This is a genomic window from Aestuariivirga sp., from assembly GCF_044239095.1.
Taxonomy (GTDB): Bacteria; Pseudomonadota; Alphaproteobacteria; order Rhizobiales; family Aestuariivirgaceae; genus Aestuariivirga.
In genome coordinates this window covers 1-6054 of sequence record NZ_JBIICB010000264.1, presented here as the reverse complement: position 1 = coordinate 6054, position 6054 = coordinate 1, and the positions used below count along the sequence as shown (strand labels likewise).

At 66.4% G+C, this 6054-nt stretch carries 5 protein-coding genes; 1 reads left to right on the top strand and 4 read right to left on the bottom strand.

Annotated elements, in window-relative coordinates; all coding sequences use genetic code 11:
• The 4 genes from ACILRA_RS18590 to ACILRA_RS18575 form a co-directional block, all read right to left on the bottom strand.
• Positions 1–526, bottom strand: a 526-nt coding sequence (locus tag ACILRA_RS18590) for an ABC transporter substrate-binding protein (RefSeq protein WP_395663556.1), incomplete at its 3' end; no start/stop codon positions are given.
• 83 nt (positions 527–609) lie between these two features.
• A complete protein-coding gene (locus ACILRA_RS18585) occupies positions 610–2199 on the bottom strand; it encodes a CRTAC1 family protein (protein ID WP_395663555.1) in 1590 nt (529 codons plus the stop codon).
• On the bottom strand, positions 2196–3518 hold the full coding sequence (locus ACILRA_RS18580) for a vanadium-dependent haloperoxidase (protein WP_395663554.1): 1323 nt from the start codon (positions 3516–3518) through the stop codon (positions 2196–2198). Before ACILRA_RS18580 ends, ACILRA_RS18585 begins: the two co-directional genes overlap by 4 nt.
• On the bottom strand, positions 3515–4774 hold the full coding sequence (locus ACILRA_RS18575; RefSeq protein ID WP_395663553.1) for an ROK family protein: 1260 nt from the start codon (positions 4772–4774) through the stop codon (positions 3515–3517). Before ACILRA_RS18575 ends, ACILRA_RS18580 begins: the two co-directional genes overlap by 4 nt.
• Positions 4775–5003: 229 nt before the next feature.
• Here ACILRA_RS18575 and ACILRA_RS18570 point away from each other — a divergent pair, with 229 nt between their 5' ends.
• Positions 5004–6044, top strand: a complete 1041-nt coding sequence (locus ACILRA_RS18570; protein ID WP_395663552.1) for a substrate-binding domain-containing protein — start codon at positions 5004–5006, stop codon at positions 6042–6044.
• Positions 6045–6054 lie beyond the last annotated feature (10 nt).

The following is a 6054-nucleotide window of genomic DNA, read 5'->3' as shown; positions in this document are numbered from 1 at the left end:
TCATCGACAGCGGCGGGTCGCCAAGCTTTGCGCCATCGCCGAAGAAGGTCAGCTGCGCCATGCCCCAGGGCGCTTCGAGGCCTTCGGTGGCTTCCGCGAAGTCGATCCGGGTCGTCGGCTTTCCCTCCACATCGACCAGCGCGAAGTTGGGCAGGTCCTCGGCGAAAGGCCCGAAGAGCAGCCCCTCCTGCTTCATGACGCGAAAGTTCTCGCCGTTGATCCAGATGAGATCGGCGCTTGCCCGGCTGCCCGCCGTCACCTCGTCCCTGATGCGGCGCACCGCTTCGGACGTGTCCTGCAGCTTCACATGCTCAAGCGTGATGGCGTAGCGCGTCTTCAGTTCGCCCGCCGCCCAGGCGATGTAGGCGTTGATCTGCGGCGATCCGGCCCATGCGTTGAAGTAGACCGTCTGCCCCCGGGCCTCCGCCTCGGTCTGGCTCCAGCCCGCATCTGCCCGCGCCGGGGAGAGAAACGGCATGGCCGCAAGCAGGCCGGCAAAGTGGCGGCGGTTGAATGTCTGCGGCATGGGGGCACGTCTCCGGTTTTCTGGCCGGTTTCATAGACTTCTGGGGAGGAAAAGAAAATCAGCTTGCCGTGAGGGGGCCGTGTTCAGCGTTGCGGCTGCCAGAGGCGCGGTTCCGAAGCGGCGCGGTCCAGGATGGCGAAGCTGCCGGCCTTGAGCGGCAGGGGCTCGCTCCAGCCACTGTCCGGCCACCGGACGCGCACTTGGGCCTCCCCCGCCTTGCCGATGCCGAAGTGGACCCACCCGGCCTGCCCCGACACATGCCCGCCGCCAGAGGTGACCTCGCGGCGCTGGACACCGTCCGCCGTCTTCACCTCGATGAACGCGCCGATGGCGTTGACGTTGGGCCCAGGCTGGCTCAGCCGCAGCATCAGCGCGTTGCCGGCCCCTTCCGTGACATTGCGCCAGATCTCCGGCGCCTCCCAGCGGTTCACCACGAGGATGTCGAGCAGGCCGTCGAGGTTGAAGTCGGTGACAGCGCCGCCGCGTGAGATCTTGGTGCTGGCGACGCCCGCCATGTCCGCCATCTCCACGAATTTGCCGTCCGCACCCTGGACCAGCAGGTTGTTCGGGTCCTTCAGCGCAAAGTCGGGCATTTCGGCCACATTGCCCTTGGCGATGAAGAGGTCCACCAGGCCGTCATTGTTCACGTCCTGGAACTCCGTGTGCCAGGCGGTCGAGGGTTTGAGGTCCTCGCCCATGAAGGGCCGGTGCGCCGTCACGCCCCTGGGCCAGGCGATGTCCTTGTAGTCGGGCCGCGGCTTTCCGCCGTCCTTTGGCGGGTTGGCCAGCGTCTGCAGCTTGTTGTCGGCCATGCTTGTCAGAAAATATTCCTGGAACCCGTCGCCGTCCAGATCATGGCCTGCAAGCCCCATGCCCCAGATCCTGAGGTAGCGCCAGCCGTCTTCCTCGCTGTAGAGCACCGGCGCCTCGCCCGGGCTCATGCGCCACATCTGCTCCTGGCCGCCCTCGTAATATTCGCGGTCGTTGGAAACGCGGAGGTCGGCGGTGCCGGAGTTGCTCCAGTCCGTGAACAGCATGGACAGCGGGCAATGGCTGGGCGCGAGTGTGAGGGGTGGCGCAAAGCCCCGGGCGCCGGCGGCCGGGCGGTGCAGCCAGTTGGCGGTGCAGGAGCCCCAGGGCTCAAACTCCGCCTCACGGTCAATGTAGTTGCCGATGGCGAGGCTCGGCCAGGAGGCATCCTTCTCCCACACCGCCGCGAAGGCGGTGGACCATCCGTCGCCGCCGTCGAAGCCCCAGGCCTCGTTGGCGCGGGTGAACTTGCAGCCGCCCTCGCCCTTCATGAGGATGTTCTCACCCACCCGCAGAATGACGACATCCATGATGCCGTCGCCGTCGATGTCGAGCGGGTAGGCGCCCGTCACGGCGTCGAATTCGAGGCCGGACTGCCGCTTCGCGAAGCTGAGGTGCCCGCCGCGTGTGCTCTGGTTCAGGTAGAACCGGGCGGGCGCCTCACCGCCCGCCAGCAGCACGTCCGGAAACCCGTCGCCGCTGCAGTCAAACACGGCAGCGCCGCCGCCCACCATGTAGAGCCAGTCGCCCGCGTAGGTGCCATCAAGGCCGGCGCTTTGTGTTTCCTCCGCGTAGCGCGGGGCCTGGGCGAGGGCCGGCGCTGGCAGCAGCAGCAGGGCGCAAAGTGTCAGGAACGGCTTCATGTGGAACTGCGGGTGCGAAGGGCGATGGCATATTGGCCGATGCAACGTCCCTGGCTCAGGCCTTGGTCGATGGCGGCGCGGAAATGGATGCCGCCATAGAGCCTGGAGATGCCTGCCTCGGCGGCGGCGGCCGCGAAGCTGGGGAAGCTGCGTGGCGTCAGGCCGTCGCGCTCATGGGTGCGGTCAGTGAAGCTGAAATCCTCTCCGAAGATGCTGGTCAGGACCGCCGCCGAGGCACCCGACAGGGTGCTGTGGCCGGAAGGGTATTCCGGGAAGGGGGGCGTGATGAGGAGCGGCTCCCAGCGGGGGTCGATCACCCGGCGGATGTAGGTGACGGGGCGCAGCAGGTCATACTGGAACTTGGCTTGCCAGTTGCCGATGAAGGCATCGGCCATGGCGGCCCCGAGGCGCATCAGGGTGTCCGCCGTCTCAGCCAGCCCGGCGTTCTGCTGCTCGAGGATGTCGACGGCGATGAAGAGCCAGTGGCCGGGGGGCGTGGGCGAGAGCATCGGGTCGTCCGACCAGAAGCGGGCAATCGCCTCCTGCTCCGGCGTGAGGTTCCTGACCGCGTGATAGACCTCGAGGGCTTCGCGGTAGAAAGCGGATGACGGCTCCTCGCTGTAGGCAGGTGGCGGGGGCAGCGGGCAGGTGGCGCCATGCGGCATGGCGAATGTGCGGTTCGTGCCCCAGGCGGGCAGCAAGGGGGCCTGCTGCTGGCGGATGGCGCTGGTGGGCACCCAGCTGGAAGGCGTCCCGCCAGGCGCATGGTCCGTGGGAAAGCCCATGTTCTCGATGCGGGCGCCGCCGTCCGCCTCGGACCAGGCAAGGATCGCCGCCATCAGTGCCTCGGCATAGGCGATGCTGCGCTGGGCGACCTCGTCCGGAACGCCCGCCAGCGCCTCTGCCTTGAGCTTCTTTTCAGTCGCGACCATGACGCGCTGGCCGGTAGGGCCGGTGTTGCCGAAGAATGATTTCACCGCGAGCGCCATCACGCAATGTGTGATCAGCGCGTCGCTGTAGGTCTGGCCCTGTTGCCGGGCAGGAAGGCCGGCAAGGCCTTTCAGCTGGCCTTCCATGGACAGGAGCGAGGTCGAGCCCGAGGCAACCGCCTGATAGGCGGCAACACCAAGATAGCCGAAGGAGCGGCTGGCCACCGGCGGCGAATAGGTGGGCGTGTGGCGCACGAGGCGCAGCACGAGGCGGTACCAGCGGCGCAGGATGGCGCCGCCTTCCGCAGACTCTGCGGCCCGGGCGGGGGAGGCGGCAAGGCACAGCGCCGCGCTCGCGCCAAGAAGCATGTTCCTGCGTGTGATGGTCATGCGATGTGCTCCAGTTCCCGCCCGCGCCGCTCGAGCGGGCCATGGGCGAAGATTTCGCGGTCGACGTGGCGTAACGCCTGGTCGATGGTGCCCTTGATGATCATGTCGGTGTCGATTGGCACCGTCTCGATCTCCACGTTGCGGCGCAGCTCGTCGACGACGCCCGCCTCGATGGCGCGGTGGAGGTGCGGTTCGAACAGTTCCATGGCGCGCGTTCCCGGCCCCGCCAGCACGATGCGGGACGGCGTGAGGATGGCGATGATTCGGGCAAGCCCGAAGCCCAGCGCCTCACCGGCCTTGGCGTAGGCGGCCATCGCCTGCGGCTCGCCCCGGCGTGCGGCCTTCTCAAGCGCCAGCATGCCGTCCTCGGGGATGGCGTTGAAGGAGGGAGGCTGTGTTTCTGCCTGGCCCGAGGCCCAGCGCAGCAGGCTGTAGTCCGCCACATAGGCCTCGACACAGCCACGGCGGCCGCAGCGGCAGAGCGGCCCGCCGGGCAGATGGTTCATGTGGCCGAACTCGGCGGCGGCCCCCGTGGGGCCATGGTAGACCTGGCCGTTGAGGATCAACCCCATGCCCACGCCATAGCCTATGAACACGACGGCCGCGGTTCCGCCATAGCGCGCGCGGTCGGTGTTGATCAGGCCCTCGGCGATCATGTTCGCGTCGTTGGCGATGTGGCAGGGAATGCCGAGGCTCGTCTGCACGGCGGCGGAGACGGCGATGTTCCGTGTGCGGAAGGCCGGGCTCCACACCACGGTTCCAGCCTGTGAATCGGCAACGCCCTGAACGGCGATGCCAATGCGCGCCACGCGCTTCGCGTTGACGCGGGACCTGGCGATGAGGGCCGCGATTTCGCTCGCCACCATGTTGCCGAAGGCTTTGGGATCGGCATCATAGGTGGAGGTGCGCGACTTGCGGCGTGACAGGATGGCGCCCTGCCCGTCAGCCAGCGCCAGCTCGATGCCGTCGATCGAGATCTTGACCGCCACCACATGCGCTGACCTGGGGTTGATGGCCAGCTGGGTGAGCGGCCGGCCCCGGCGCTGCGGCCCTTCGGCCATATGCTGCGCCTCGCCCGCTTCCTGCAGGATGCCGTCGGCGATGAGCTGGAAGGAGATCGACGTGATGGATGCGGGCGAAAGGCCGGTGTGGCGCCCCATCTCGACGCGGGCGAGCGGCCCGTGCTGGCGCAGCGCCTCGAGCAGCAGAAGCCGGTTCTGGCGCCGGACCAGATCGCTGTCCGCCTTTTCCCGCATGGCCCTCCCTTCGGTCCCGTTCTTCGCAAGTGCAGCAGATTGCTGCGTTGCACTATTTTGTTTTGCTTATTTTCTATATTGACTCGCAGGCGAGATTGCCGCAATCATTTTTTTGGACGCCGAAATAAAACAACAGATCGTCCATGGCCCAGGAACCCCGTGCGGTGGCGTGAAAGCTGCTTCAGGGAGGCGTCCCACGGGGGTCATAGCGGCTTGGAGGAGGACCCGAATGACTCGTAAATTTTTGACCCTTGCTGCCAGCGCACTCATGCTCGGCGCCTCGGCACTGGCTGCGCATGCCGGCACCGTCGCTGTGTCCTGGAAGACCTTCCAGGAAGAGCGCTGGAAGACGGACGAAGCGGCGATCAAGGAAGTCGTCGAAGCGGCTGGCCACACCTACATCTCGACGGACGCCCAGGGTTCCGCCCAGAAGCAGGCCGCCGATATCGAAGGCCTGATCGCCCAGAAGGTGGACGTCATCATGGTCGTCGCTTTCGACTCGGACGCCATCCTGCCCTCGATCGCCAAGATCAACGAAGCCGGCATCAAGGCCATCGCCTATGACGTGCAGTTCGAGGATCCGAACGCGCTCTACATCACCTTCGACAACGTGGGCGTCGGCCGTCTGATGGCCAAGACCATGCTCGAGAAGGGCAAGCAGGAAGGCAACTTCGCCTTCATCAAGGGCGACAAGGGCGACCCGAACGCCACCTTCCTGTTCGAAGGCATCATGGAAGTTCTGAAGCCCAACATCGACGCGGGCAAGATCAAGAACGTCTGCGAAACCTTCACGGACGGCTGGAAGCCCGACAACGCCCAGAAGAACATGGAGCAGTGCCTGACCTCCAACAACAATGCCATCGACGCTGTCGTCTCTGAGAACGACGGCATGGCTGGCGGCGTGGTTGCAGCGCTCGAAGCCCAGGGTCTTGCCGGTTCCGTGCCGGTCACCGGCCAGGACGGCGACAAGGCCGCTCTGAACCGCGTTGCCCTCGGCACGCAGCTCGTCTCGGTCTGGAAGGACAGCCGCGTTCTCGGCAAGCAGGCTGCTGAGGCCGCTGTCGCCCTGATCGGCGGCACCGCAATGGACGCACTCCCGGCTGTTGCCAAGTTCAACGGCGGCAAGAACAAGGTTGAGATGAACTCCATCCTCATCCCGCCGAACCCGATCACGAAGGACAACCTCGCTGACGTGATCAACGCCGGCTGGGTGAGCAAGGAAGAAGTCTGCGCCGGCGTCGCTGCTGGCGCGGTCGCTGCCTGCAACTGATCCGTTGCCG

Bases quoted from the DNA above. Each gene is read 5' to 3' on its own strand.
- ACILRA_RS18585 (WP_395663555.1), bottom strand. From the start codon at position 2,199: ATGAAGCCGTTCCTGACACTTTGCGCCCTGCTGCTGCTGCCAGCGCCG.
- ACILRA_RS18580 (WP_395663554.1), bottom strand. From the start codon at position 3,518: ATGACCATCACACGCAGGAACATGCTTCTTGGCGCGAGCGCGGCGCTG.
- ACILRA_RS18575 (WP_395663553.1), bottom strand. From the start codon at position 4,774: ATGCGGGAAAAGGCGGACAGCGATCTGGTCCGGCGCCAGAACCGGCTT.
- ACILRA_RS18570 (WP_395663552.1), top strand. From the start codon at position 5,004: ATGACTCGTAAATTTTTGACCCTTGCTGCCAGCGCACTCATGCTCGGC.